Consider the following 22,949-nt stretch of genomic DNA (forward strand, 5'->3'; position numbering starts at 1 on the left):
ATTGGCCAGCGCGGTTTATGGCGTCAGGACCTCGGACGATTGCACGTCTTGCGACGTTGCGATGCGGCCTCCCATGCGGGAGGGAGGCCGCGGCCCGGGCTCGTCGCCCGGACCAAGGGTTCCGGGGGGAGCGCGTCGCCTGAGCCCGTCCGGGTCCACGCTGGCGCCCTTGTCATCGCGCGCACGGCGCCCCAAGAGGCGACGAAGGCGGCCGGAGAGGGGTAGGCATGGACGGGATTTTCGCGCTCGCGGCGGCGAACCTCGTCTCGCCGGTGATCCTCTCCTTCGCGCTCGGCCTTCTCGCGGCGCTGGCGCGGTCCGACCTTTCGGTGCCGGAGGCGGCGGCGAAGGCGCTTTCGATCTATCTGCTCTTCGCCATCGGCTTCAAGGGCGGCGCCGCCGTGGCGGAGAGCGGCTTCGGCGGGACGCTGGCGCTCGGCCTTCTTGCGGGCGTCGTCCTCTCCTTCGCCATCCCGCTCGTCGCCTTCGCGCTCCTCCGCGTGATCTCCCGCCTCTCGGTGATCGACGCGGCGGCGCTGGCGGCGCATTACGGCTCCATCTCCATCGTGACCTTCGTGGCGGCGACGGCGGCGCTGCAATCGCAGGGGATCGCCTATGAGGGCTGGATGGTCGCCGTCGCGGCGGCGATGGAGGCGCCGGCGATCCTCTCCGCGCTCTGGCTCGTGGCGCGGAAGGGCGGCGCGGCGGAGCAGGAGGAGGGGCTGATGCGGGAGGTGCTGCTGAACGGCTCCATCGTGCTCCTCGTCGGCTCCTTCCTCATCGGCGTCGCGACAGGGGCGGAGGGGCTGGCGAAGATCGAGAGCTTCATCGTCGCCCCCTTCACCGGCGTGCTCTGCCTCTTCCTGCTCGACATGGGCCTGATCGCGGGGCGCGGATTGCGGGAGATGCGGCGCGGCGGGCCGGTGAGCCCGGCGCTGATCGGCTTCGGGCTCCTGATGCCGCTCCTCGGCGGCGCGGCGGGGCTGGCCTCCGCGCTCCTCATCGGGCTCTCGCCGGGCGGGGCCGCGCTGATGACGACGCTGGCGGCCTCCGCCTCCTACATCGCGGTGCCGGCGGCGATGCGCGTGGCGCTGCCGGAGGCGAACCCCTCCGTCTATCTTACGCTCTCGCTCGGCGTTACGTTCCCCTTCAACCTGACGGTCGGCATCCCGCTCTACATCGCGGCGGCCGTCGCCCTCGCGGGAGGCTGAGATGATCCGCCACAAGGCGAAACGGGTGGAGATCGTGATCGAGGCCATCATGGCCCGCCGCCTCGCCGCAGCGCTGACCGAGGCGGGGGTGACCGGCTTCACCGTCCTGCCCGTCGAGGGCGGCTCCGGCCGCTCCGGCCCCTGGAGCCGGGAGGGGCAGGTGACGCGGGCCGGCGGCATGAACGCCTTCGTCTGCATCGTGCGGGAGGACCGGCTCGACGCGCTGCTGGAGGCCGCCTATCGCGTGGTGGAGCGGCATATCGGCGTGATCTGCGTCACCGATTGCGAGGTGCTGCGGGCGGAAAGGTTCTAGAACGATTGCGCCCTATCAGAGAGATGTCGAGAGGTATAAGGAGCTAATTGCTCTTAAAGCTTAATGTCGAAATAAATTTATGATAAGCGATAATATCTGATCGAGACATTTTCTTGTACATAAGGGAGTCTAAATTCATCTCTCTAGTCCTGACTCCAACCAACATAAGTGTGTATAGGCCGATGATGAACAGGGCAATATTCACTGCGCACCATGATAATATAAAGTAGTTCTCTTTTTCAAATATTTCTCCGTATTCATAATATTCCAAAATTCCAATCATGGATGATATGATAATTATATTAGGAATAACATATACAACGATACTAACCAATCGAGTAATTTTCGATGATAAGCTGCCAGAAACAAGTTTGTCCATTTTAAATAAGTGGTACCCATAATGCGAGAATCTATTGTCCAAAAATTTTGCGATAAATGCCTGTGACCGAACAAGATAGAAGAAGTATAGAGATGAGATCAATGTGAAAATAATGCTAGTCGATGCATATCCTGCAAGGTAATAGGGTGAGCGAGTCGTATTCTGTAGTACATCCTCAAGACTCTGAAACAATAGGAATCCGAATACTGTAAAATATCCAAAAATCAACCGAAAAACTACATCAGACCAAAGTCTGTGCTCGGAAGCAACCATTTCAATGTATTCAGGGCATAAGTGATTATCTTTAGAGCTCTCATCTGAATTTATCAGATCTAATATAGATCGAACCGATATATAGGGCAATAATCCATCTACCTCATGTATTGTAAAGTATGATACGTCAAGTTCAAATTTCTCTAAACGGTCGCTTATAATCAAGCATTGTTTTGGGCTTCCAATTACGTATAGCTTGGGGGAATCTACAAAATTATTTGCAATACTTATCAAAAAATCTGAAACGGCATTGACGCAAAATCCCTCTGCTATAACTACAATCTTCTTTACGCGTCCAATTGAAACATATATCGGAAGATTTTTGCCGCCGATGACGATGTATTCTGTATCTACTACTCTATTTGTAATTTCACTTTCATTGACTAATATACCATTATATTCATTAATAATGGGCCTCTTTAGGCATTTAATTTGACCCACTATTTGTAGACGAAAAATTTCAGGCATTTCGCACACTAAGAGAGAATTTTTTTCTACGTTTCTGCTTTCTCATGCGCCTCACCCGCGCCCGACGAAGGGCATCTTCGTCGCCATCACCGTCATGAAGAGGACGTTCGATTCGAGCGGCAGCGAGGCCATGTGCAGCACGGATTGCGCCACATGCTCCGGGTCCATCACCGCCTCGATCCGGATCGAACCGTCCGCCTGCGGCACGCCCTCGGTCATCTTCTGCGCCATTTCCGTGAGCGCGTTGCCGATGTCGATCTGGCCAACGGCGATGTCGTGCTTCCGCCCGTCGAGCGAGAGGGTCTTCGTCAGGCCGGTGATGGCGTGCTTCGTCACCGTATAGGGCACGGAGCCGGGGCGCGGCGCATAGGCGCTGATCGAGCCGTTGTTGATGATCCGCCCGCCCTTCGGCGCCTGCCGCTTCATCAGCGCGAAGGCGGCGCGGGCGCAGAGGAAGGAGCCGTGGAGATTCGCGTCCACCACGCCGAACCAGTCCTCCAGGCTCGTCTCGTCGATGTCCTTCGGCGGGGAGCCGCGGCCGGCATTGTTGAAGAGGAGGTCGAGCCGGCCGAATTCCTTCGCGATCTCGACGAAGATCGCCTCCACCTCGTCCGGCTTCGCGATGTCGCAGGGGAGGACGAGCGCGCCCGCGCCGCATTCCGCCGCCGCCGCCTCCAGCGCGTCCCGCCGCCGGCCGACCAGCGCGACGCGCCAGCCCGCCTGCGCCAGAAGCCGCGCGGAGGCCCGCCCGATCCCGCTGCCCGCGCCCGTCACCAGAGCCGTCTTCGCCATGCGTCCCTCCCTGTCTCTTTGGCGCGAACCTGACGCGCGCGGGCGCGGGGCGCAAGAGCGTCAGGGGCCTTAGCGTCAGGGGCCTTCCGGCGCGTCGAGCGCGCGGATGCGCGCCGCCTCCTCCCGGAACCCGCCCCAGCGCCAGAGGTCATGCGCGACGACGCCCCAGAAACCGCGGACGACCGTGATCGCCCAGACGAGCGGAAGCCGGAGCGGCCAGGGCAGTTGCAGCACCCGCCAGGCCCGCGTGCCCGGCTTTCGCGCGTACCAGGGCGCCCAGCCGCCGGCGCGCACCGCGCGCCACATCAGCCCGGCCCAGAACCAGTTGAGGCCGAGCACGATCATCGCCTCGCGAAAGATCGCGTCCGCCCGCTCCCGCTCCACCGTCTCGTGCTCGACGGCGTAGAGCCAGTCATGCAGCGCGGCGGCGGCGAGGTAGAGCGAATGGGTCTGCGGCACGAAGAGCGTGAGGGGGAAGGGCACGGAGGCGCCGTCGAATTCGAAGCCCCTTCCCACCACATGCCGGTCCCCCGAGCCGGGCCGGCCGACATCGTAGAAGAAGCTCTTCTCCGTCACCCATTTCGGCGCCAGCACGCCGGGCGGCAGCCAGCTCCCGCGGGATTCCGCCCGGCGGCTCCGCCGCTCTTCCGAGCTCAGGCCCTCATAGTTGATCGCCGCCTGGAAGGCGGCGCGGGTGATCGAGACGGGCTCCTCCATCGCCACCCCTTTCGGGTTTCGCCGCCGCGCGTTCGCGGCCATAAGGGCGCGAAGACTCTCACGAAGCCGAAGGGATGGAAAGCCGGATGACCGCACTGCCCGAGACGATGCGCGCCGTCGAGATCACGAAGCCCGGCGGGCCGGAGGTTCTGGCCCTTTGCGAACGGCCTCTCCCCGCGCCGGGGGCGGACGAGATCCTGATCCGCGTCGCGGCCGCCGGGGTGAACCGGCCCGATTGCCTGCAGCGCGCCGGCGCCTATCCGCCGCCGCCCGGCGCCTCGCCGCTGCCGGGGCTCGAGGCTTCCGGCGAGGTTGTCGCCGCGGGCGCCTCGGTCACGCGCTGGAAGGTGGGGGACAGGGTCTGCGCCCTCCTGAACGGCGGCGGCTATGCCGAATACGCCGCCTGCCACGAGGATCATGCGCTCGCCGTTCCGGCCGGGCTCTCGATGGGGGAGGCCGCGGCGCTGCCCGAAACCTTCTTCACCGTCTGGACCAATGTCTTCGACCGGGGGCGGCTGAAGGCGGGGGAGACCTTCCTCGTCCATGGCGGCTCGTCGGGGATCGGGACGACGGCGATCCAGCTCGGACGCGCCTTCGGCGCCCGCGTCTTCACCACGGTCGGCGGGGCGGACAAGGCGGAGACCTGCCGCGCCCTCGGTGCCGAGATTGCGGTGAACTACCGGGAGGCGGATTACGTCGCGGCGTTGCGCGAGGCGACGGGCGGCAAGGGCGTGGACCTGATCCTCGACATGGTGGGGGGCGACTACATCCCCCGCAACGTGAAGCTCGCGGCGGAGAGCGGGCGGATCGTGCAGATCGCCTTCCTGCAGGGGCCGGAGGTTTCGCTCAACTTCGCGCAGGTGATGGTGAAGCGGCTGACGATCACCGGCTCCACGCTCCGTCCGCGGAGCGTGGCGGAGAAGGCGGCGATCGCGGAGAGCCTGCGGGAGAAGGCCTGGCCGCTGATCGCGGCGGGCAGGGTGAAGCCGGTGATGGCGGCCGCCTTCCCGCTCGCGGAGGCGGCGGCGGCGCACCGGCTGATGGAGGGCTCGACCCATATCGGGAAGATCGTGCTGACGATGTAGGGGGGCATGGGGCGGGAGGCGGATCGGCCGGGCGCGCGCGCCGCCTCCGCCCTTGGCGCGGCTTCAGCCAAACGCGCTCCCCACCTCTTCCCCTCGGCCTCGAAAAGCATCTCTCCGGGGGAGAGATGCTGAGGAAAGCGGTTTCCTTGAAACCGCGTAGTCGGCTGGAGGCGCAAGCCGGAAGCCGAGGGGCGCCAAGCCTTCCCGAACGTCGAAGATCGGCCCGTGCCCGCCGCAGTGGGCCCGAGTCGCGCCCGCCGGAGGGGCGGCGGGCGCGGGCGGATCAGCCGCGTGTCTGATCCGCCAGGCGCAAGTGGAGACGATCTGCACAAGACCGCCGCCGCTCTCAGCGCGCACCACCCGCCAAACGCGCTCCCCTCTCCCGCTTGCCGGAAAGGGCGTGGGCTCGCGCAACCTCTCCACCCCGTCCCCCGGCCTCGATCAGCATCTCTCCGGGGGAGAGATGCTGAGGAAAGCGGTTTCTTTGAAACCGCGTAGTCGCCCGAAGGCGCAAGCCGCAGGGCGAGGGGAGCCAAGCCTCTCCGAACGTCGAAGATCAGTCCGCGTACGCCGCGGTGGGCGCGAGTCGCGCCCGCCGGAGGGGCGGCGGGCGCGGGCTGATCTGCCGCGGGTCAGATCAGCCGGGCGCGTGGAAACTGTCTGCACAAGCTCGCGGCCTCCGCCCGTGGCGCGGCTTCAGCCAAACGCGCTCCCGACTCCCGCTCGCAGGAGAGGGGAGAGGGCAGGCGCCCGCTCCCCACCCCTTCCCCCGGCCTCGATCAGCATCTCTCCGGGGGAGAGATGCCGAGGCCGTCGCCCGAAGGCGCAAGCCGCAGGGCGAGGGGCGCCAAGCCTTCCCGAACGTCGAAGATCGGCCCGTGAACGCCGCGTTGGGCGCGGTGACGCGCCCGCCGGAGGGGCGGCGGGCGCGGGCGGATCAGCCGCGTGTCTGATCCGCCGGGCGCCTGTGGAGACGATCCGCACAAGACCGCCGCCGCCTCCCGTGGCGCGCCCTGAGCCAAAGGCGCGTTCCTCTCGCGTCGGCGCAAGAGGGTGAGGCCCCCCCTCAATCCGACTTCACCAACCCCGAAAACCCCGCGACCGCCAGCAGCGAAAGCGCCCAGCCGAGTATGATCTTCGCATACATCAGCGGCCTGAAGAACCATGCCCCCCATCGCTTGTCCTCGTCCGGCGTCCAGTGCGCCTGCTGTTCGATCTCGACGACGGGGACCAACACATCGGCTGCATAGATGAGCGCGTTGAACTCGGGATATGACTTGCCTTGGTCTGTCTCCAGATAACACGCCGTCTGCCGCTGCGGCGGCTCTGCGCACCCGATCCATTCGGCAGAGCGCAGCACGAGCGCGTTCGCCGGCTTCATCGACCCCATCTCGTTCGCGCCCCAGAACCAGAACGCGCCAAAGAGCCAGAGGCCGAGCAGCCACCATGCGGCGCGCAGCGGGCGGCGGCCATAGGCGATGGTCGCGCCCGTCAGCGCATCCCAGAACCGCGCGACGTTCAGCGCCAGCCAGAGGCCGGGGATCGGCGCCGCCGCGGCGAGCGCATGGTCAGGCGCCAGGCCGAGCCGTCGCGCCGCCTCCTCGCGATGGGCGGAGAGCGGCGACGCGCCTTCAGGAAGGTCGCGCGCGTGGAGAAAATCCCGGATCGCCGGAGCGCGTCGAACAGAGGTATCTAAAAGGGTGGCGTCCCTTCGGCTCTCCTTCGACAGTGACTTCAGCTCTTGCCCGAAGGCCGAGATCACGCCCCGAACCTCCCGCGCCGAAGCGCGCGCCAGCCGCAGGCGCGTCCGCGCCGCTTCGAGCCGGATTGCGAGCCGCCGCCTCCGGTCTGCTCGCTGCCGCCGCTCTTTGTCGATCAGCACGAGCCGCGCATCCTCTGGATGCCCCATCTCCCGCAGAACCTTCGCGCAGTGCTCCCAGGGCTGTGGCCAGAAGTCCTTGCCGTATTTTGACGGGTCCTGAAGACCTAGCCAGCGGATGCGCGCCTCGCCATCGATTCCCCCACCGACAAACGCGCCGTAGCGGCAGCGGTCTAGCACGAGGTCTCCCGCGCTAGGCCAGCAGGCCGGGTCGTCGTCAATTGCGTCGATCTCCGCCGCCGTCAGGTCGATCCCGCCCTCAGCCGAGGCGCCCTTCCGCCAGAAGAAGGCGCCAGTCACGACGCAGCGGCCGGCGTTCAGCGTCCTGCCGCCCTCGTTGCGGAAGGTCGCACCCGTGCAGGAAAGATCACCGCCGATTCGCGCCCCGACGAGCCGCGCCTCCCCCGCCACATGCGCCCCGCGGAGGAAGACGTCTCCGGTCGTCGTAAGCCCATCGGCGCTGAGCGCCTCGCCGCCCTCGTTCCGCAAGGTCGCGCCCTCGCAATCGAGATTGCCGCCGATCTGTGCTCCGAGGAGCCGCACCTCCCCCACCACACGCGCTCCGCGAAGGAAGACGTCGCCCGTCGTCGTGAGTCCGTCGGCGTTCAGCGCCTCTCCGCCCTCGTTCCTCAAGGTCGTGCCGTTGCAATCGAGATTCCCGCCGATACGCCCCCCGAGGAGCCGCGCCTCCCCCGCCACCTGCGTCGCGCGGAGGAAGACGCCGCCGGTCGTTGAGAGTCTGTCAGCTCTCAGCCCCGGAAGCCGTGAGCCGTTCAGAAACAGCCCGGCGAGCCGGGCGCTCCGGAAGACTGGCGCATCCTCGAATCGGCAGGCAATGAACCCCAGATCATGCTCCGCCTTGCAGCCTTCGAGGTTCAGGCCCGCCGTCCCCTCGCTACCCAACTCCGGGTCCGCCTCTCCGTCGCTGACAATCAACGCGCCCTGCACCCGCAGCCCCGTCTCGTGCACTCGCCAGCCATCCCCCGCCCCCAACGCGCACCAGCGGACGAAGCGGGCGCGGAGGCGGCGGTCGGGGCCGGCGTCTTGGGGCGGGAGGGTTCCGTCGCCCAGCACCGTCACATAGCCGGTGTCGAGTTCCTGCAGCACCTTCCGCTCCGCGGGGGAGAGCGGCCCGAAATCCGCAAGGCGCCGCGGCTGCCGCGTTCCGGTCATCGCCGCGGCCCCGCCTCAGGGGCGCCGCTCCGCCGGCCGACCATCCACGCAATGCCCATCGCCGCCCCTCGCCAAATCGCCCCCATGATCCTGGATGCGGCGCCAAAGGCAACCCGAAACCTCACACCCGAAAAAATTTCGAAATTTTCATTTCCCTCACAATATCAGACACCTAACCCCCCTGCGCACTGTGCGCACACAGGCCGCCCCCGTCACGGCGCATCATGAAAAATCACCCCCAGCGTCCAGCGCCGCCCGGCGCGCAGCCGGCTCACCCCGTGCCGCTGCCGCACGCGATAGACCCCCCTTGCCCCCGCCCGCGGCCGCTCGTTCACCGCGAAGGCGACGGCATGGCCGGGCCTCAGCGAGACGACCTCGGCGCGGGACTGCATCCGCGGCCTCTGCTCGGTGAAGACGAGCTCGCCCCCCTCGAATTCCGCCGGGTCGTTCAGCAGCACGACGACCTGGAGGGGGAACGCCACAGCGCCGTAAACGTCCTGATGCAGGCAGTTGTAATCCCCCTCCCCATAGCGGAGGAGGAGCGGCGTGGGCCGCGTCTGCCCCGCCGCCCGGCATGTCTCCCGGAACGCCACATGGCTCTCCGGAAAGCGCCGTTCCTCCCCCAGCGCCGCCGCCCAGGCATTCGCCACGGCGGCGAGGCCGGGATAAAGCTGCTCCCGCAGCCGCGCGACCGGGCCGGGCAGGGGATCGGCGAAATACTTGTATTCCCCCTCCCCGAACCCGTGCCGCCGCATCACGACATGGGAGCGAAAGCGCGCCGCCTCGTCCCAGAGCCCGATCAGCCCCGCCCGCTCCTCCGCCCCGAGGACCGGCCCGAGATCGGCCCAGCCATAAGCGTCCAGCGCCGCCCGCATCTCCGCCGCCTCACCCATCGCCGCCTCCCGCATCGCCTCCACGGGGAGATACGCCGCCCGCTCCCCCGCGTCGGCCCGGATCATGCGGTTCAGCGCCGCCCCGCCCCCTCCGCCAGCATCCGCACCGCCGCCGCCCCGAGCCCCGGCGCGAGCGGCGCATGCCCCGCCAGCATCCGCAGGAACAGCGCGCCGAACACCATGTCGAGCGCGAGGTCGAGGTCGAGATCGCCCCGGATCTCCCCCCTTGCCGCCGCCGCCTCCAGATGCCCCCGCGCCGCCCGCCGCCCGTCGAGGATTACCCGGTTCCTGAACGCCTTGAACATCTCCCCGTCCTGCTCCGCGCTGGCCAGCAGCAGCGCGCTCTGCCGCCCCTCGCGGGAGGAAAGCCGCCGCGCCGTCTCCTCCAGCAGCGCCGCGAGCGCGGAGAGCCCGGGCCGCGAAGCCGCCGGCCCAGTCTCCGGCTCGGCAAGGAGGGCCGCCATCGCCAGTTCCTGCGCATTGGCCCAGTGGCGATAGATCGTCGGCTTCCCCACCCCCGCCCGCGCCGCGACCGCCTCCACCGTCAGCCGCGCCGGCCCGCCCTCGGCCAGGAGCGCCCGCGCGGCTTCGAGCGCCTTGTCGCGCGCGGCCTCGCTCCGGGGCCGGCCGCGGCGTTGGGAAGACTGGGGGGAAGATTCCGCTTTACTCATTATGAAACGATACGTAACGTAAATAAAAAGCGCAAGGAGATTCGCAATGCAGGCCGACCCCGCCCTCTCCGCCTATCTCTGCGTCCGCGGCGCGGAGGCGGCGATCGCCTTCTATCGGGAGGCGTTCGGCGCCGAGGAGCGGTTCCGCCTCGTCGATCCGGGCGACGGGCGGATCGGCCATGCCGAGCTTTCGCTCGGCGGCGGGCTCCTGATGCTGGCGGACGAGTATCCGGATTTCGGCGCGCTCTCGCCGGAAAGCCTCGGCGGCTCCCCGGTCAAGATGCATCTCTATGTCGAGGACGCGGCGGAAACCTTCGCCCGCGCCCTCGCCCTCGGCGCGACGGAGCTTCGCCCGGTGAAGGCGCAGTTCCACGGCGACAGGAGCGGGCTGCTGGCCGATCCGTTCGGCCATTGCTGGTTCATCGCCGAGAAGGCGGAGGCGGTGGCGCCGGAGGAGATGCAGCGCCGCTGGGCGGAGATGATGGCGGGGTGAGCCCTTGCGCACAAAATTTCGAAATTTTCCGTTTCATCACGAAATCAATAGCTTGACCCCTCTGCACACTGTGTGCACACGCCCGGCCCGGCGCCTCAGCCGGTCACAAGGTCGAGCCGCCCCGCCTCCGTCCAGAGGATGAACCCCTCCGCCCGCCGCCCCGGATAAAGGCGCCGGAGCGCGGCGGCGTAGGCCTCCATCTGCCGGCGATAGGCTTCGGGAACGCCCGAAGGCCCCTCGGGCGGGCGCGCATCCGTCTTGAAGTCCACGAAGGCGACCGAACCCTCCGCCACCACCAGCCGGTCGATCCGGCCCGCAACCCGCGCCCCGTCGAGGAGGAGGGAGACGGGCGCCTCCGCCACGGCCTCCGGCGCGAAGAAGCGCGCGGCGCCCGGCGCGGCGCGGGCGCGCACGGCGATCTCCAGCGCCTTGGTCAGCGCGTCGGGCGCGGGCGCCGTCCCCTCCGCCCGCATGACCCGGGCGAGAAGCGGCTCGTCCCCCGGCGCGAGGCCGCGTTCGAGCGCGGCGTGGACGGCGACGCCGCGAAGCCGCGCCGCCTCCGCGCCCGCCCCGGCCCCGCCCGCGACCTCCCCGTCCCCGAGCGCGCTGGCGGCGAGGCGGCGCTGCGCCTGCGGGGCCGGGGCGGGGGGCGCCGCCATCCAGCCCTCCATCTCCGCCTCCGCAATCGCCGCCGCGGCGGCGATCCGCGGCGTCTTCCCCACGCCCGGCGTCTCGTGGACGAGAACGCCGTCCTCCCCCGCCTTCGCGCCGAGTTCAGCCATGCCCGCGGCGACGAGGTCGCGCCAGCGCGCCCCGGCCCCCTCCTTCTCCTTGTCCTCCTCCCCGGCGCCGGCGACGATCAGCCAATCCTCCGCCCGGGTCATGGCGACATAGAGCAGCCGCCGGCTCTCCGCCGCCTCGGCCTCCGCCTCCCGCTCCCGGATCGCGGCGAGAAGGCGCGGCTCCGCCTCCCTCGATCCGCGCCAGGCCGCGCGGGGGCCGGCCCCCGTTTCGATCTCCACCACCGGATCGGGCTTGCCGGAGGTCGCCCTGCCGGTCGTGTCGGGCAGGATCACGACGGGCGCCTGCAACCCCTTCGCGCCATGCACCGTCATCACGCGAACCTCGCCGCGCGGCTCCCCCCGCTCGCGCGCGATCTCGCTCTCCCCCGCCTCCAGCCACGCAAGGAACCCTTCGAGGGAGGGGATCTCCTCCGCCTCATAGGCGAGGGCGAGGGAGAGCAGCTCGTCGATCGCATCCTCCGCCTCCCGCCCGAGCCGATGGAGGAGCCGGCGCCGCCCGTCCCGCCCCGCCTCGTCCGGGGCGAGAAGCGCGCGTTCGAGGAACTCGAAGGGCGCCGTCCGGTCCGCCATGGCCCGCGCCTCGCGCAGCAGCCGAACCTCCCGCGGCCAGCGCGCCTCCGCCGCCTCCAGCGCGCGCCAGAGCGTTCCCTTCCGGCCATGGGCGAGGTCGAAGAGCCCCTCCTCGTCCACGTCGAAGAGCGGCGAGCGAAGGAGGGCGGCGAGCGTCAGGTCGTCCTCCGGCGTCAGCGCGAAGCGCATGAGCGCGGAGAGGTCCTTCACCGCGAGGGCTTCGGAAAGCGAAATCCGGTCCGCCCCCGCCACAGGCACGCCGCGGCGTTTCAGCTCGGTCACCAGCGGCCCCATGATCGGCGCGCGCTTGCGGAGGAGGATCAGGATGTCCCCCGCCTCCACCGGCCGCGCGCTTGCGCCGGGCAGGGGTTCCTTCCCGATCATCGCCGCCACGCGCTCGGCGACCTTCACCGCCAGCTTCACCCGCGCGTCGCGCCGCCCCGGCAGGTCCACCGGCGCCCAGGGCTCCGGCGCCTCCGCCTTCGCGTCGGGCTCGGTGAGCGGCCAGAGCTCCACCCGCCCGGCGCGTTCCGCAAAGAACGCCTTGTGGCGGGGCGGGACGCCCTCGGCCGTCAGCCCCTCGCCGCGCTCCCCGTTGAACGTGGCGTCCACCGCTTCGAGGATCGCGGGGGCGGAGCGGAAGCTCGCCTCCAGCGCCTCCTCCGCCAGCCCGCCGAAGGGCGCGAGGAGCCTCCGCTGTTCCGCCCGCTTGGCGGAGAACATCTCCGCATCCGCCCCCTGGAAGGAATAGATCGACTGCTTCTCGTCGCCGACGACGAAGCTCGTCCGCCCTCCGCGCCGCGCGCCTTCCCCGGCGCGGAACTCGGCGGCGATGGCGTCGATCACCGCCCATTGCGCCGGCGCCGTGTCCTGCGCCTCGTCGACGAGGATATGGTCCACCCCGCCGTCGAGCCGGTAGAGCGCCCAGGCCGCCATGTCGGAGCGGGTGAGGAGATCGCGGGCGCGGCCCACGAGATCGTCGAAATCCAGCATCCCCCGCGCCGCCTTCGCCGCCCGCCAGCGCCGGACGAAGGCGCCGCCGAACCGCGCGAGCCGGATCGCCCGCTCCGCCGCATCGGCGGCGCGCCCGGCTTCGCGGACCTCCAGCGCGACAGAGACAAGTTGTTCGCAAAGCGCCTGCCAGTCAGGCTCCGCTGCTTGTGCGCCTTTCGAAGCGGGGTCCTTGAGGCCCTCATCGGCGGTTTTCTTGAGGACAGCCGCGTCCAGCGCGTCCGCAAGTCCGTCATCGTTCCGCCCGAGCGCGGCTTCCAGCGTCGCGGCGCGCCCCTTGTCCGTTTTCGCGCCATGCGCCCACGCCGCAATCATCCGCCGGAGCGCATCCCGGTCCAGCGCGGAAAGCGCCGCCATCCGCGCCGAGAGCCTGTCCGGCGGATGCGGAACGCCGAAGGCGGCGGAGAGCGCCGGCTCGTCCGGCGGGTCGGGGAAAAGCTCCGCCCGCTTCGCCGCCGCCGCCGCGAGCGCGGCGAGCCCGTCCTCGTTCCGCTCCGCCGCGACGCCGGCGAGCGCCGCCCGGTCCGCCCCGCCCGCCCGCGCCATATCGTCGAGGAGAGCCGAGATCGCCGCCGCCCGCTCCCGCTCCTCCATCACGCGGAAGCCGGGCGGGGCGCCGGCCTCAAGCGGGAAGCGGCGGAGCAGCGCGTCGCAGAAGGCGTGAATGGTCTGGATCTTCAACCCCCCCGGCGTCTCCATCGCCGCCGCGAAGAGCCGGCGCGCGGGCGCAAGCTCCTGCGGCGGCTCCTCGCCGGTGAGAGCGCGGAGCGCGCCGCGCAGGTCGTCATCCTCCATCATCGCCCACTTGCCGAGCGTGTCGAAGAGCCGGTTCCGCATCTCCGCCGCCGCCGCCTTGGTGTAGGTCAGGCAGAGGATCGCCTCCGGCCGCGCCCCGTCGAGCAGGAGCCGCGCGACGCGCTCCGTCAGCACCCGCGTCTTGCCCGAGCCGGCGTTCGCCGCGACCCAGACGGAGCGCGCCGGGTCCGCCGCCCGCCGCTGCGCCTCGACAGCGCTCACGGGCGCGCTCACGGCCCCGGCTCCGGCGCGCCCGGCGGCGCTTCCTCCGCCACCCGGTCGGACCATTCGCCGAACCGCGAGAGATGGTCATAGTCCGAGGCGAAGCCGCTCTCCTCCGGATAGGCACGCGGGATATAGGGCCGGTCCGTCTCGAACGCCTCGATCAGCGCGACGAGCCGGGCGAGCGCATCCGCCTCCGGCTCGATCTCCACCGTCTTCCCCCCCTCGCCGGCCCCGGAAAGCGCGATATAGGCGAGCCTCCGCGCCGCCGCGCGCGGCGCGCCTTCCAATCCCGCCGCCTCCGCGATGAGCGCGAGGAGCGGCAATTGCTTCTGGAAGATGCGCGCCTGCTCCTTCGATGGGGTCGCGCCCGACTTGTAGTCGTAGATCGCGAGCCCGCCCTCCTCCAGCGCGTCCACCCGGTCCGCTCGCCCCCGCAGCGTAAAGTCGCCGCCCCTCGTGACGAACTCCAGAACCCCCGAAGCCTCCAGCGCCGCCGGCCGCCCCTCCGCCCGCCGCGCCTCCTCCTCTGCGAGGAACCAGTCGCGGAGCCGGGCGAGCCGCATCTCCCAGGCCAAAGCCTGCGACGGCGCGCCGACGGAGGCGGAGACGGCCTCGGCCGCGATCCGGTCGAAGAGCGGCCCCGCCGCCTCCCGCCCCGGCCAACGCCCCATCGTCTCCTCCACGAAGCGCTCGACCGCGAGGTGGAGGACCTCGCCCCGGTCCCGCGCATCCGCCGCCGCGCCGAGCGGGTCGAGCGGGCGGAGCTTCAGCACATGCCTTGCGTAGATCGCGTAAGGGTCGCGGATCAGCGCCTCCACCTCGGTGACGGAGAGCTTCCGCGGCCGCGCCTCCGCCGGCGGGTTCGGCGCCGGGCGCTTCGCCGCGGGCGGCGGCGGCGCGCGGCGGAGCGCATCCGCCCGCGCCAGAGCCGCCGCCCCCCGCGCCCGCATCGCGGCGAGCGGCGCTCCGCCCTCGACGGCGGAAAGGAGCGCGACGAGGCGGGAGAGCCAGCGCGAGGGCGTGGTCGGCGCCCCCTCCGCCTTCCCCGCGCGGGAGAGGACGGCGCGGGGCGCCGCGGCGGCGGAGAGGAAATCATGCGCCGAAAGGCCGATCCGCCGTTCCGGCGGCGGCAGCCCGATCCGCGCCCGCATCGGGCGGGAGAGCCAGGGGTCCACCGGCGGCGCCGCCGGCCATGTCCCCTCGTTGAGCCCGCCGAGGATGACGAGCCCCGCCCCGCCGATCCGCGCCTCGCGCTGGCCCTCGATCACGATGCGCGCATCCGCCCCCGCCGCCGGGTCCCGCACCTCCCCGGCGTCGTCGAGCGCAGCCTCGAAGAGATCGGCGTACTCCGCCGCCCTCGCCTCCGGGCCGAGCGCCGGAGCCGCCGCCCCGAACCGCTCGAAGGCGGCGAGGAGCGCGGCGCCGTCCGCCCTCTCGAACAAGGCCGCCCCCGCGATCGCCTCCGCCGCCACCCGGTGCCGCGCGACGAGCGCGGAGAGCGGCGCCGCCTCCGGCATCGGCTCCAGCGCGGCGAGGACGGGGAGGAGCGCCGGCGCCGCGAGCGGCGCCTCCCCCTCGCCCTCCTTCACCATCTCCGCCGCGACTGCGGCGACGGAGCGGAGGCGGAGCGCGACCTGCCGGCGGCGCAGCCCCTTCAGTTCGAGCCGGGAGACGGCCGCGCGGAGCGCGCCCCGCTCCTCCCCCGCCCCGGCGAGCGGATGCTTCAGCAGCGCGAGCAGCGCCGCCTGGTCGAAGGGGCGGGAGAGGAGCCGCGCCACGAGCCGCGCGAAGACCCCCGCCGGCGTGAGCCCGAGCGGCCGCCCCGCCGCCATGTCCGGCGCGACCCCCCATCGGGAAAGCTCCGCCGCCACCCTCCGGGCGAGCCCGATATCCGGCGTCGTGAGCGCGACGCGCGGCTCCCCCCGCTCCAGCGCCTCCCGCATCAGGAGGGCGATGGCCTCCGCCTCCCGCGCCGGGCTCTCCGCCTCGATCAGCGTCAGCCCCTCCGTCGCCGCACCGGCGTAATCCCTGATCTCCGGCAGCGCCGCGCGCCAGCCGTCCGTCGCCGGGGCGGGGCGAAGCGCGTGGGAGAGGAGCCGCGCGCGCGCCGTCGGCTCCGCTTCCCTCTCCCAGCGGCGCACCTCCGTCGGCTCCATCCCGAGCCGCTTCAGCAAAAGATGGGCGCCGTATTGCGGATGGTCGGGGTTCATCCCCGCCCATCCCGCCGCGTCGAGCGTGAAGTCGAAGCCGGGGAGCAGCACCGCGCCCTGCGGCAGGCGGGCGATTGCGGCCAGCAGGTCCTGCGTCGTCCGCGTGGAGCCGGTCGAGCCGGCGGCGAGGAGCGGCGCTTCGGGCGGCGCCCCGGCCCATTCGGAGAGGAGCGCGGCGACGTCGAGCCGCCGCAGCGCCTCCCGGTCCGAAAGATCGAGCGCGGCCAGATGCTCCGGCCATTTCTCCCGAAGGATGGCGAGGAACTGGAGCGTCCGCAGCCAGTGCTCCGCCGGGTCCGTCTCCGCCGCCTCGTCGAGCCGCGCGGGCGGAACCTCCTCGCGCTGCATCTCGTCGAGAAGGTCGGCGAGCGCGGCGGCGAGGCCGGGCGCCGCCACGGGCGCGCCGCTTTCCGGCGAGGCGGCGAGGAAGGTCGAGACGAGCCGCGTCAGCGTCAGCCGCCGCTCCAGCGCGCCGATGGCGGGCGGCGCCTCCGCCATGCCGGCGCCGAGCGCGGCGATGGGCGCGAGCCGCGGCAGGAACGTCGCCTCGGTCCCCGCCTCGAAGGCCCGCTCCACGGCGCGGATCGCCCGCCCCGTCGCGAGGGTGACCGTGATCCGCGCCAGCGCCTCCGGCGGCGCGTCGCCAAGCCGCGCGCGAAGCCCCCGCGCCAGCGACGCCGCGAAATCCGCGCCCGGCGGCAGGCCGAAGACGCGCGGGCCGGGCTCTTCGAAGATCGGCCTCACCGCAGCAACCCTTCCGCCAGCCCGATCCCCTCCGGGCTCCCCACATCCGCCCAGCGCCCCTCATGGACCACGCCGAAGAGCCGCCCCTCCGCGATCAGCCGGTCCCAGACGAGGTTGAGGGAGAAGGGGCCCTCCGGCGTATCGTCCAGCGCGCCCGGGTCGATGATCTCCGCCCCGGTGAAGACGAAGGGCGCCGCCTCCGCCGCCCCCCGCCGCGCCAGCCGCCCCTCGCCGTCCCTGAAGAAGTCGCCCGGCCCCTTGTGCCCCAGCGCATCCTCCCGCCGCGCGAGATGGAGAAGCGCGCCCATCCTCGCCCCGTCCCACGCCCCGGTGAGCGACGCGAGCGGGTCCGCCCCCGCCCAGATCGCGTCCGCGTTCAGCGCGAAGACCGGCTCCCGGCCCAGAAGCGGGCGCGCCAGCCGCATCCCCCCGCCCGTCTCCAGCAGCGCCTCCTCCTCCGAAAACACGATCTCCGGCGAAGCCCGCCCGGCGAGATGCGCGCGGATCATGCCGCCGAGATAATGGAGGTTCACCACGACGCGCCGAACGCCGGCCGCCGCCAGCCGGTCAAGCGCATGATCGATCAGCGCCTGCCCGCCGACCTCGACCAGCGGCTTCGGCCGCGCCGCCGTCAGCGCCCCCATCCGCGTCCCCCGCCCGGCGGCGAGCAGCATGGCGAGGGCCGGCCCGCTCACCCGCCCGCCCCCACGCGCGCCAGCGCCGCCGGCTCCGGCGGCGGGACATGGGCGGAGACGAAGGCGGCGAGCGGCGCGAGCGCCGGGTGCGCAAGGTCCCGCATCAGATGCGCCCAGACGCGCGGGATGAGCGCGAGATAGGCGCCCTTCCCGTCCCTGAGCCGGAGCCGCGCGAAGATGCCGACGATCTTGAGGTTCCTCTGCGCCGCCAGCGCCGCCGCCGCCGCCTCGAACGCCGCGCTGTCCTCCCCCGTCGCCGCGATGCGCCGGGCGAGCAGCGCCTCGCGGAGCGGCGCCGGCACATCCCGCCGCGCGTCCTCGGTCAGCGAGATCAGGTCATAGGCGGCATGCCCCGCCAGCGCGTCCTGATAGTCGAGCAGGCCGACGCGGGCATGGCCCTCCCGCTCCGGCAGCCAGAGCAGGTTCTCCGCATGATAATCCCTGAGCACGAGCGCCCGGCGGGAGAGCGCTGGCGCGGCGCAGGCGGCGGAGATCAGCGCCGCGAACTCCGCCTTCGCGTCGTCCGGGGCAGGGCGCCCCGCGCCCGCCGCCCACCAGTCGAGCGCCAGCATCGCCTCGCGCACCAGCACCGCCTCGTCATAGGGCGGAACATCGGCCCGCGCGCCCGCCCCCTCCGCGAAGGCCGGCGGCCCTTCGAGGAGCGGCAGGAGGTCGACCGCCGCCTCGTAGATAGCGGCCTCCAGCGCAGGCTCCGCCGCCGCGACTCTCGCAAAGAGCGCGTCGCCCAGATCCTCGATCAGCGCGAAACCCGCCGCCTCGTCCGCATGGAACACCTCCGGCGCGCTGAGGCCCCTTCGCCGCAACTCGCCCGTGAGCGCGAGGAAGCGCCCGAGGTCCTCCCCCCGCTCCGCCGGCGCGTCCATCAGCACGGCGCGAAGCCGCCCCGAGGCCGCCCGCTCGTAGCGCCGGTTCGAGGCGTCCCCCGCGAGGGGGGAGAGCGCGGCCCCGCCCCATCCCGCTCCGGCGAGGAAGCCCCGCTTCGCCTCGGCCCGCCCGTCGCTCACGCCAGCGCCTCCGCCACATGATCCCATCCGCCGCCGACGCCCCGCCAGAGGAGAAGCCGCCCGCCCGCCTCCGGGCTCTCCAGCGCAATCTCCAGCCGCCTTGCCGGGGCGAGCGCGCCGAGCCTTTCCGGCCATTCGACGAGGAGGATCGCCCCCTCCTCCGCCGCCGCGTCGAGCCCCAGCTCCCGCGCATCCTCCGGCCCGGAGAGCCGGTAGAGATCGGCGTGCCAGAGCGGCGCGTCGGCTTCGTAGACCTGAACGAGCGTGAAGGTGGGGGAGGGGATTTCCTCCGCCGGGCGCCCCGCCGCCGCGAGCCGCGCGGCGATGGCGGCGCGGGCCAGCGCCGTCTTCCCCGCGCCGAGCCCGCCGGAGAGGAACACGACATCCCCCGCCCGCAAGGCGCGCCCCAGCGCCGCGCCCGCGCGCGCCGTCTCCGCCTCGTCGGCGAGGCCGCGCGCCCCCCCCGCATGTCCCGTGATCCGCTCCATTGCCCGCCTTGTTAGCGCGGAGCCGCCCGCCTTGCGAGGGGCGCCGGCGCTGGACAGGCGCGGCGCCTTCCGCTCATATCCGCGCCGGGAAGTGCAGCCGGAAGGGAGGCGCGGATGCCGGAGGGGCCGCTCGGGCGCTATCGCGAACTGATCGCCTCGGGCGCGGTGAAGGACGACACGGCGCAGCGCCTCGCGCTGGAGAAACTTCAGCTCCTCCACGGCCGGCTGAAGGATTACGACCCGTGGAAGGGCAAGCGCGTCGCCCGCGGCTTCTTCGGCTGGGGGCGGGAGGCGGCGAAGAAGGATGCGGACCTCAACGGCCTCTACATCTATGGCGGCGTCGGGCGCGGCAAGTCCATGCTGATGGACCTCTTCTTCGAGGCCGCGCCGGTGGCGAAGAAGCGCCGCGTGCATTTCCACGCCTTCATGCAGGAGGCGCACCGCGCCATCCACGAAGCCCGAAAGAAGGGGGACGAAGACCCGATCAAGACCGTGGCGAAGGCCATCGCCGCCGACACGATCCTCCTCTGTTTCGACGAGATGCAGATCACCGACATCACCGACGCGATGATCGTCGGCCGCCTCTTCGAAAAGCTCTTCAAGCGCGGGACGGTGATCGTCACCACCTCGAACCGCCCGCCCGACGATCTCTACAAGGACGGGCTGAACCGGCAGGTCTTCCTCCCCTTCATCGCGCTCATCAAGGAGAAGCTGGACCTTCACCTCCTCGAAAGCCCGAAGGATTACCGGCGCGAGCGGCTGACGGGCCGCCCGGTCTATCACACGCCGCTCGGACCCGAGGCCGACGCGGCGATGGACGAGACCTGGGACGAGCTGACCGGCGGCCAGCCCGGCGAGCCGCTCACCCTCACGGTTACGGGCCGGGACGTTATCATCCCCCGCTTCCGCAACGGCGTCGCGCGGGCGAGCTTCGCCGATCTCTGCGAGCGGCCGCTCGGCGCCGGGGACTATCTCGCCATCGCCGGCGCCGCGCGCACCCTGCTGCTGGACCGGACGCCGCGCCTCGGCGTCCACAACGCCAACGAGGCGAAGCGCTTCGTCACGCTGATCGACGCGCTCTACGAGGCGAAGACGCGCCTCGTCATCTCCGCCGAGGCGGAGCCGGAGGCGCTCTACCCCGAGGGCAAGGGCGCCTTCGAGTTCGAGCGCACGGCCTCCCGCCTCGCCGAGATGCGCTCGGAAAGCTGGGCGGCGGCCGCCGCCTAGCGGAGGACGGAGGAGCCCGTCGGCGTCAGCCGCTGGACCTTGATCGTCTCCCGCTCGATCAGCGCGCCGACCTTGGGGGAGATCACGCCGGTCCATTCCGGGTCTTCATAGACCGCCTTGTAGAGCCGCTCCCGCTCCGCCTCGCTCTCGAACCGGCGGAGCCAGACGAAGACGCTCTCGTCCGTCTCCCCGCGGAAGGAGCCGCCGACGACATGCCCCCGCGCCACCTGGAAGGGGACGATCACGGAGTCGAACATCTTCACCCATTCGGCCATGCAGCCGGGGCGGATGACGTATTGGCGGAGTTCGTAGAAGGCCATGGGCGTTTCCTCGTTCTGGTCGGGCGCGCACTGAAGCACCGCGCGAAGGCGAAGAGAAGCCCGTTCCGCGAAGATCAGCGTTCGAGTTCGGGCATGGCCCGGCGCATATAGGCGTCGAAGAGCGGAACGGTGAACGCGGTGTCGCCGTGCTGCGGGGAGTAGATCATCCCCTTGCGGATGAGCTTGCCGCGGGTCGGGCCGACGCTGGTCGTCTTCAGGCCCAGCATTTCCGCAATGTCTCCCGAACGATGGGCGCCCGGCCCGAATTCGGCGAGCGCGCGCATGTAGCGCTTCTCCGAAGGCGTGCAGCGGTCGAAGCGGACGCGGAAAAAGTTTTCGTCGAGCGAGCGGATCGAGGTTCGCGTGGCGGCTTCCACGTCGCGCCGTTTGATCACGTCCCCTGTTGCGTGGTTCCAGGCGTCGAACGCCCATTGCTGGATGAAGTAGGGATACCCTTCGGTGATGCGGACGATCTCAGCCACCGCCTCGGGCTCGATCTGGACGCCCTCCTTCGCGGCCGGCGTCACGATGGCGTCGCGCGCATCTCCCGCTCCGAGCGCGCCGATCCTCGGATAGGTGAAGAGACGCTCGGCATAGGATTTCGACTCGCCGGCAAGCCCGAGAATTTGAGGCAGCCCGGCCCCGAGAAGCAGGAGAGGGAGACCGAGCTGGTTGGTCCGGTGGACCGCCATAATGAGCGCGCTGAATTCCGCTTCCGAGAGATACTGCATCTCGTCGATCACGATGAGCGCTGGCGAGAGCGCCGCCCGCGCCGCCTCGCCCACGGCGACGAAGAGCGCTGGCAGGTCCGCCTCGAGGTCGCCGCTGTCCGCCGCGCCAGTCTCGGCATCCACGCCAAGGCTGAATTCGATATCTCCGTATTTGAACTTCACGCCGTTTACGAAGCTCTTCAGCACGCGCAGGGCGCGGTTCGCCGCCGCCCGCGCGCCTTCGACAGTGCTCAGGCGAAACAGCATCGTCCTAAGGCCGGGGACGAGCAGTTGCGGCAGTCTCTTCGCCTCATGCGCCTCGATCATGTGCGTTCGGAAGGCATGGGCCTCGGCGGCGTCGCTCAGCTTGTTGAGCAGCACGGTCTTGCCGACGCCGCGGAGGCCGACAAGGATCATGCTTTGCGCCGGTCGCCCTTGTGCGGTTCGCTGAAAGACGATCTCGGCGTCTTCGAGGATGCCGGCGCGGCCCGCCAGTTCGGGAGGCGGATTGCCCGCACCGGGGGCGTAGGGGTTTCTGACCGGATCCATGGATTGACTCTTTTTATCCGTTTTTACCTACTCTCAGGTCAAAACAGATAAAGTCAATCAATTCACGAAGCCCTCCCGGCGCCCGGAAATGCGGCGCGGCGTCCGCGAAATGACCAAGCCGGCGGCGCCGGGGCTGGAAATCCCGGCCCTCCCTCGGCTAGGATTCGCCAAATCCGCGGCGCGCGCCATAATTCGCGAAAAATCGCCCCGACAGAGGAGCCTTCCATGTCTGCTTTCCGCCTCTCCGGCGCAGCCGCGGCCGCCGCGCTCGCCCTCTCCCTCCCTTCCGGCGCCGCGGCGCTCGAAAAGGTCGTCTTCGGCACCAACTGGCTCGCCCAGGCGGAGCATGGCGGCTTCTACCAGTCCGTCGCCGACGGGACCTATGCGGCCTGCGGGCTCGACGTCTCCATCGTCCAGGGCGGGCCGCAGGTGAACAACCGCGCGCTGCTCCTCGCCGGGCGGATCGACTATCACATGGGCGGCAACATGCTGCAGGCCTTCAACGCGGTGGCCGAGGGCATCCCCGTCGTCGCCGTCGCGGCGATCTTCCAGAAGGATCCGCAGGTCATCATCGCCCATCCCGGCAAGGCCGAGACCTTCGACGACCTGAAGAACCTCACCCTCCTGATCGGGGACAACGGCTTCCAGTCCTATTACCAGTGGATGATCAAGGCGAAGGGCTTCACCGCCGAACAGCGCGAGCCCTACACCTTCAACCCGGCTCCCTTCCTTGCGGACGAGAACAAGGGGATGCAGGGCTATCTCTCCTCCGAGCCCTACCTGATCCAGAAGGAGGGCGGCTTCACCCCGAAGGTGTTCCTGATCGCGGACGCCGGCTACACCGACTATTCGACGACGATCGAGACGATGCAGGAGACGATCGACACGAAGCCCGAACAGGTGAAGTGCTTCGTCGAGGGCTCCATCAAGGGCTGGTACAACTACCTCTACGGCGACCGCGCGGCCGCCGACGCGATGATCATGGCCGACAACCCGGACATCACGCCCGACAAGATCGAATACGCCATCGAGAAGATGAAGTCCGAGGGCATCGTGGAGAGCGGCGCCGCGCTCGAACTCGGCATCGGCGCGATCAATCCGGAGAAGGTCGAGGATTTCTTCGGCAAGATGGTCGAGGCCGGGGTCGTCTCGGGCGACATCGACTGGTCCAAGAGCTTCTCGACCGCCTTCGTCAACCAGAAGGTCGGCATGGACCTGAAGCCGAACTGA

19 protein-coding genes are annotated in these 22,949 nt (G+C 70.3%); 6 read left to right on the forward strand and 13 right to left on the reverse strand.

All coding sequences use genetic code 11. The annotated features are described in order from the left end of the window. Window positions 1–227 precede the first annotated feature (227 nt). Both ACE37J_RS07995 and ACE37J_RS08000 read left to right on the forward strand, forming a co-directional pair. Window positions 228–1,211, forward strand: a complete 984-nt coding sequence (locus ACE37J_RS07995) for a sodium-dependent bicarbonate transport family permease (protein ID WP_409709726.1) — start codon at window positions 228–230, stop codon at window positions 1,209–1,211. Window position 1,212: 1 nt separating this feature from the next. After that, complete coding sequence (locus tag ACE37J_RS08000) at window positions 1,213–1,524, forward strand: P-II family nitrogen regulator (protein ID WP_409709729.1); 312 nt, start codon at window positions 1,213–1,215, stop codon at window positions 1,522–1,524. A gap of 43 nt (window positions 1,525–1,567) precedes the next feature. On the opposite strand, the gene ACE37J_RS08005 is transcribed toward ACE37J_RS08000, so the two are convergent. The 3 genes from ACE37J_RS08005 to ACE37J_RS08015 all read right to left on the reverse strand — a co-directional run bounded on the left by ACE37J_RS08005 (window position 1,568) and on the right by ACE37J_RS08015 (window position 4,153). Further along, a complete protein-coding gene (locus ACE37J_RS08005) occupies window positions 1,568–2,644 on the reverse strand; it encodes a hypothetical protein (protein WP_409709732.1) in 1,077 nt (358 codons plus the stop codon). 51 nt (window positions 2,645–2,695) lie between these two features. Further along, the gene (locus tag ACE37J_RS08010; RefSeq protein WP_409709735.1) at window positions 2,696–3,436 is read right to left on the reverse strand and encodes an SDR family oxidoreductase; all 741 of its coding nucleotides are present in this window, start codon (window positions 3,434–3,436) and stop codon (window positions 2,696–2,698) included. Between the two features lie 75 nt (window positions 3,437–3,511). Beyond that, entirely contained in the window at window positions 3,512–4,153 is a 642-nt protein-coding gene (locus ACE37J_RS08015) for a DUF1353 domain-containing protein (protein WP_409709918.1), read from the reverse strand. Between the two features lie 86 nt (window positions 4,154–4,239). Here ACE37J_RS08015 and ACE37J_RS08020 point away from each other — a divergent pair, with 86 nt between their 5' ends. Next, window positions 4,240–5,238, forward strand: a complete 999-nt coding sequence (locus ACE37J_RS08020) for an NAD(P)H-quinone oxidoreductase (protein ID WP_409709738.1) — start codon at window positions 4,240–4,242, stop codon at window positions 5,236–5,238. 1,066 nt (window positions 5,239–6,304) lie between these two features. On the opposite strand, the gene ACE37J_RS08025 is transcribed toward ACE37J_RS08020, so the two are convergent. From ACE37J_RS08025 to ACE37J_RS08035, 3 genes are all read right to left on the reverse strand, one after another. After that, window positions 6,305–8,290 (reverse strand): hypothetical protein, encoded by a 1,986-nt coding sequence (locus ACE37J_RS08025; RefSeq protein ID WP_409709741.1) that lies wholly within the window; start codon window positions 8,288–8,290, stop codon window positions 6,305–6,307. Between the two features lie 212 nt (window positions 8,291–8,502). Further along, a complete protein-coding gene (locus tag ACE37J_RS08030) occupies window positions 8,503–9,249 on the reverse strand; it encodes a 2OG-Fe(II) oxygenase (RefSeq protein WP_409709744.1) in 747 nt (248 codons plus the stop codon). 5 nt (window positions 9,250–9,254) lie between these two features. Beyond that, the gene (locus tag ACE37J_RS08035; protein WP_409709747.1) at window positions 9,255–9,854 is read right to left on the reverse strand and encodes a TetR/AcrR family transcriptional regulator; all 600 of its coding nucleotides are present in this window, start codon (window positions 9,852–9,854) and stop codon (window positions 9,255–9,257) included. A gap of 46 nt (window positions 9,855–9,900) precedes the next feature. Between ACE37J_RS08035 and ACE37J_RS08040 the strand changes: the two genes are divergently transcribed. Beyond that, a complete protein-coding gene (locus tag ACE37J_RS08040; protein WP_409709750.1) occupies window positions 9,901–10,347 on the forward strand; it encodes a VOC family protein in 447 nt (148 codons plus the stop codon). A 95-nt stretch (window positions 10,348–10,442) separates the two neighbouring features. Here ACE37J_RS08040 and addA read toward each other — a convergent pair whose 3' ends face one another. The 5 genes from addA to tsaE are packed head-to-tail and all read right to left on the reverse strand — an operon-like array spanning window position 10,443 to window position 18,913. Then, a complete protein-coding gene (addA, locus tag ACE37J_RS08045; RefSeq protein WP_409709753.1) occupies window positions 10,443–13,760 on the reverse strand; it encodes a double-strand break repair helicase AddA in 3,318 nt (1,105 codons plus the stop codon). Next, on the reverse strand, window positions 13,757–16,705 hold the full coding sequence (gene addB / locus ACE37J_RS08050; RefSeq protein WP_409709756.1) for a double-strand break repair protein AddB: 2,949 nt from the start codon (window positions 16,703–16,705) through the stop codon (window positions 13,757–13,759). Before addB ends, addA begins: the two co-directional genes overlap by 4 nt. Beyond that, window positions 16,702–17,400 carry a nucleotidyltransferase family protein gene (locus ACE37J_RS08055; RefSeq protein ID WP_409709759.1) on the reverse strand — a complete coding sequence of 233 codons (699 nt, stop codon included), beginning with the start codon at window positions 17,398–17,400 and terminating at the stop codon, window positions 16,702–16,704. Before ACE37J_RS08055 ends, addB begins: the two co-directional genes overlap by 4 nt. Then, window positions 17,397–18,425, reverse strand: coding sequence for an aminoglycoside phosphotransferase family protein (locus ACE37J_RS08060; protein WP_409709763.1), 1,029 nt, complete (start codon window positions 18,423–18,425; stop codon window positions 17,397–17,399). Before ACE37J_RS08060 ends, ACE37J_RS08055 begins: the two co-directional genes overlap by 4 nt. Then, window positions 18,422–18,913, reverse strand: coding sequence for a tRNA (adenosine(37)-N6)-threonylcarbamoyltransferase complex ATPase subunit type 1 TsaE (tsaE, locus tag ACE37J_RS08065; protein ID WP_409709766.1), 492 nt, complete (start codon window positions 18,911–18,913; stop codon window positions 18,422–18,424). Before tsaE ends, ACE37J_RS08060 begins: the two co-directional genes overlap by 4 nt. 114 nt (window positions 18,914–19,027) lie before the next feature. On the opposite strand from tsaE, the gene zapE reads away from it, so the two are divergent. Continuing rightward, window positions 19,028–20,140 (forward strand): cell division protein ZapE, encoded by a 1,113-nt coding sequence (gene zapE, locus ACE37J_RS08070; RefSeq protein ID WP_409709769.1) that lies wholly within the window; start codon window positions 19,028–19,030, stop codon window positions 20,138–20,140. Here the strand turns inward: zapE and ACE37J_RS08075 are convergent. Both ACE37J_RS08075 and ACE37J_RS08080 read right to left on the reverse strand, forming a co-directional pair. Continuing rightward, entirely contained in the window at window positions 20,137–20,460 is a 324-nt protein-coding gene (locus ACE37J_RS08075) for an NIPSNAP family protein (RefSeq protein WP_409709772.1), read from the reverse strand. The genes zapE and ACE37J_RS08075 overlap by 4 nt on opposite strands. 74 nt (window positions 20,461–20,534) lie before the next feature. Beyond that, window positions 20,535–21,719, reverse strand: coding sequence for an AAA family ATPase (locus ACE37J_RS08080; protein WP_409709775.1), 1,185 nt, complete (start codon window positions 21,717–21,719; stop codon window positions 20,535–20,537). 225 nt (window positions 21,720–21,944) lie between these two features. On the opposite strand from ACE37J_RS08080, the gene ACE37J_RS08085 reads away from it, so the two are divergent. Continuing rightward, complete coding sequence (locus ACE37J_RS08085; protein WP_409709778.1) at window positions 21,945–22,949, forward strand: ABC transporter substrate-binding protein; 1,005 nt, start codon at window positions 21,945–21,947, stop codon at window positions 22,947–22,949.

The organism is Pikeienuella sp. (assembly GCF_046290545.1).
Classification (GTDB): Bacteria; Pseudomonadota; Alphaproteobacteria; order Rhodobacterales; family Rhodobacteraceae; genus Pikeienuella.

Excerpts from the sequence above, each read along its gene's own strand:
- ACE37J_RS07995 (WP_409709726.1), top strand. The coding sequence starts at position 228 with ATGGACGGGATTTTCGCGCTCGCGGCGGCGAACCTCGTCTCGCCGGTG.
- tsaE (WP_409709766.1), bottom strand. The coding sequence starts at position 18,913 with ATGGAGCGGATCACGGGACATGCGGGGGGGGCGCGCGGCCTCGCCGAC.
- ACE37J_RS08080 (WP_409709775.1), bottom strand. The coding sequence starts at position 21,719 with ATGGATCCGGTCAGAAACCCCTACGCCCCCGGTGCGGGCAATCCGCCT.
- ACE37J_RS08020 (WP_409709738.1), top strand. The coding sequence starts at position 4,240 with ATGACCGCACTGCCCGAGACGATGCGCGCCGTCGAGATCACGAAGCCC.
- ACE37J_RS08005 (WP_409709732.1), bottom strand. The coding sequence starts at position 2,644 with ATGCCTGAAATTTTTCGTCTACAAATAGTGGGTCAAATTAAATGCCTA.
- ACE37J_RS08085 (WP_409709778.1), top strand. The coding sequence starts at position 21,945 with ATGTCTGCTTTCCGCCTCTCCGGCGCAGCCGCGGCCGCCGCGCTCGCC.
- ACE37J_RS08010 (WP_409709735.1), bottom strand. The coding sequence starts at position 3,436 with ATGGCGAAGACGGCTCTGGTGACGGGCGCGGGCAGCGGGATCGGGCGG.
- ACE37J_RS08030 (WP_409709744.1), bottom strand. The coding sequence starts at position 9,249 with ATGATCCGGGCCGACGCGGGGGAGCGGGCGGCGTATCTCCCCGTGGAG.
- ACE37J_RS08025 (WP_409709741.1), bottom strand. The coding sequence starts at position 8,290 with ATGACCGGAACGCGGCAGCCGCGGCGCCTTGCGGATTTCGGGCCGCTC.
- zapE (WP_409709769.1), top strand. The coding sequence starts at position 19,028 with ATGCCGGAGGGGCCGCTCGGGCGCTATCGCGAACTGATCGCCTCGGGC.
- ACE37J_RS08075 (WP_409709772.1), bottom strand. The coding sequence starts at position 20,460 with ATGGCCTTCTACGAACTCCGCCAATACGTCATCCGCCCCGGCTGCATG.
- ACE37J_RS08040 (WP_409709750.1), top strand. The coding sequence starts at position 9,901 with ATGCAGGCCGACCCCGCCCTCTCCGCCTATCTCTGCGTCCGCGGCGCG.
- ACE37J_RS08035 (WP_409709747.1), bottom strand. The coding sequence starts at position 9,854 with ATGAGTAAAGCGGAATCTTCCCCCCAGTCTTCCCAACGCCGCGGCCGG.
- ACE37J_RS08000 (WP_409709729.1), top strand. The coding sequence starts at position 1,213 with ATGATCCGCCACAAGGCGAAACGGGTGGAGATCGTGATCGAGGCCATC.
- ACE37J_RS08015 (WP_409709918.1), bottom strand. The coding sequence starts at position 4,153 with ATGGAGGAGCCCGTCTCGATCACCCGCGCCGCCTTCCAGGCGGCGATC.